The 1,034-nt window shown below is 72.1% G+C and carries 1 pseudogene; it reads left to right on the forward strand.

Annotated features, from left to right (window positions below):
• Positions 1–1,034, forward strand: a pseudogene (locus IG08_RS55480) (nuclease/transposase family protein); the annotation flags it as partial.

A 1,034-nucleotide genomic window follows, 5' to 3' on the forward strand; every position in this document is an offset into this window, starting at 1 on the left:
TTCGATCACCAAGGCCACGCATGATCAGTGGGCGCTCGCCCGGCGTGGCCAGCTCGCCCACCTCCGGTCTCTGGAGGCGGGGATCGGGACGATCGCGCATCGGCTGTCGCTGCCGGTCGGCGCGAAGGGCTCGAAGCACGCTCCGGGCGGTTACCGCAGCCGGCGGGAGTGGCATGCCAAGACCCGCCGCCTGCAGGTGCTGGAGGACCGGCTGGAGCGCGAGCGGGCCGACCGCGAGGCCGGGACCGTGCACGTCGTACGCGGCGGGAAACGGCTGGCCGGTTACCCGGCACCAGCTGCCCACCACGCAGCTCACCGAGGCCGACTGGCGCCGATGGTGGGAAGCGTCGCGCTGGTTCCTGCAGGCCGACGGCGAGTCCGGGAAGCGCCACGGCAACGAGACCCTCCGCATCAGCCCGGACGGCGAGGTGAGTATCAAACTCCCGGCCCCGCTCGCCGGGCTGGCCAACGCCCCGCATGGCCGGTACGTGCTGGCCTGCCGGGTCCGCTTCCCGCACCGCGGCCAGGAGTGGGCGGACCGGGTGGCGGCGAACCGGGCGGTCGCCTACCGCATCCACTACGACACGGCACGGGGGCGCTGGTATCTGACCGCCTCCTGGCAGATCCCGGTCTCCCGGACCATCCCGATGGCCGCCGTCCTCACGCACGGTGTGATCGGCGTCGACATGAACGGCGGCCACCTCGCCGCCTGGCGTCTCGACGCCCACGGCAACCCGACCGGGACGCCGCGCCGCTTCTTCTACGACCTCACAGGCACAGCCGATCACCGTGATGCCCAGGTCCGCCACGCCCTCACCCGGCTGCTCAACTGGGCGACGACCTGCGGAGTGAAGGCCATCGCGGTGGAAGACCTGGACTTCGGCGCGGAGAAGACCCGTGAGAAGCACGGCCGCCGCAGGCGGTTCCGGCAGTTGATCTCGGGCATGCCCACCGGCCGGCTCCGCGCCCGGCTCACCGCCATGGCCGACCAGACCGGCATCACGATCATCGCGGTCGATCCGGCCTACACCTCC

Origin of the sequence: Streptomyces fulvoviolaceus, from assembly GCF_000718165.1 — a bacterium.
Classification (GTDB): Bacteria; Actinomycetota; Actinomycetes; order Streptomycetales; family Streptomycetaceae; genus Streptomyces; species Streptomyces fulvoviolaceus.